Source organism: Mesorhizobium sp. M5C.F.Ca.IN.020.32.2.1 (genome assembly GCF_004023105.1).
Taxonomy (GTDB): Bacteria; Pseudomonadota; Alphaproteobacteria; order Rhizobiales; family Rhizobiaceae; genus Mesorhizobium; species Mesorhizobium wenxiniae.
In genome coordinates this window covers 1-1,534 of sequence record NZ_RZSX01001180.1, presented here as the reverse complement: position 1 = coordinate 1,534, position 1,534 = coordinate 1, and the positions used below count along the sequence as shown (strand labels likewise).

The window sequence follows — 1,534 nt, the reverse complement described above, 5'->3', positions numbered from 1 at the left end:
GACGGCCAGAGCGGCCTGAAGATGCGGCAGGACGGCCGCATCGACGCCTATTCGCTGCCAGTGCTGTCGATCAATGATCTGGTCAAGAAGGCCAACGACCCGAACCTCGAAGTTGTCGCTCCGGTGGCGAAATCATGGGCAAAACCCATTTCATGGGTGACGAGCAGCATGGTCATGTCTGTCTCGGAGCAGAGCCGCCACAGCACGTTCAGCACCTCCTCGACCAGTTCCGGATCGAGCGCCGATGTCACCTCGTCAAACAGCATGATCCTGGGCTGCAGCGCCAGCGCCCGGGCGATCGCCACGCGCTGCTTCTGCCCTCCGGAGAGCTGCGCCGGCATCGCTTTCGCCTTGTCGGCCATGCCGACCATGTCGAGCAGTTCCATCGCCCGTTTTTCGGCGGCGGCGCGCGGCATGCCCTTGGTCAAGATCGGCGCCAGCGTGACGTTGTCGATGACGCTCTTGTGCGGAAACAGGTTGAACAGCTGGAAGACCATGCCGATCTTCTGGCGCATTCTTGCCAGATGCCGTTCGTCGGCGGGCAGCAACTGGCCGTTGCGCTCCATGTGGTAGAGCTGCTCGCCGTCGATCTGGATGTGGCCGCTGTCGATCCTCTCCAGCGTCATCAGGATGCGCAGGATCGTCGTCTTGCCCGAGCCGGATGGGCCGATCAGCGCCAGCTTCTCGCGCGGCATGACCTGCATCGACAGGCCGTCCAACACCTTGAAGGTGCCGAAGCTTTTCGAAATGCCGTCGATCTTTATGATGGGCGCGGACACTGAATTCCCCGTTGCTGGAGAAGCTTGGTGCCTTCAACGATGCGGAACGCGCCAAATCATGTCAATCAGGAAAATAAACTCATGACAATGTTTCTGGCTCCGCACAATTCCGCGGCGATCTTTGCCTAGATCGCCAGCAGGAGATGCTCCGGATCGCCGAGCAGAAGTTTGGTGACAACGCTCAGGCCGGCGCGCAGTTCCTCCTCGGTAGTCGAGCCCAGCGAGATGCGCACTGCCGGCTGCCAGGGCTCCTGGGAAATACGGAAGGATGTGCCTGGCGCGATCGCCACGCCCTGCAAACGGGCCTGCGAGACGAAACTCTCCTCACCGCGGTCGCCGGGTAGCCGCAGCCACAGATGCAATCCGTCGCGATGAACACGATAGTCGACCCCGGCAAGCACCTGAGCGGCAATCTCCTGCCGCCGCCGCAGTGCCGAACGTTGCCAGCCGACAAGCTCCATCGCCGTGCCGTCGGTCACCCATTTTGTCGCGATCTCCGCCACCAGCGGCGTCGCCATCCAGTTGGAGACGAGATGCCGGTTGGCGACGGCGGCGACATAGCGGTCGGGCGCCGCGAGATAACCAATCCGCAGGCCTGGCACGACGATCTTGGTGAAGGAGGTGACGTAGAGCGTGCGCTCGGGCGCGAAGGCGGCGACCGGCGGCGGACGACCCTCGACCAGCGGGCCGAGCACGTCGTTCTCGATGATGGCGATGTCGTGCCTGCGCGCCACCGCGGCGATTTGCTCGCGCCG

General features: G+C 63.2%; 2 protein-coding genes. Both read right to left on the bottom strand.

Annotated features, from left to right (window positions below):
- Window positions 1–47 precede the first annotated feature (47 nt).
- Complete coding sequence (ehuA, locus tag EOA86_RS34135; protein ID WP_245497463.1) at window positions 48–779, bottom strand: ectoine/hydroxyectoine ABC transporter ATP-binding protein EhuA; 732 nt, start codon at window positions 777–779, stop codon at window positions 48–50.
- Between the two features lie 125 nt (window positions 780–904).
- The coding region (locus EOA86_RS34130) for a PLP-dependent aminotransferase family protein (protein WP_164892303.1) at window positions 905–1,534 on the bottom strand (630 nt) is incomplete at its 5' end.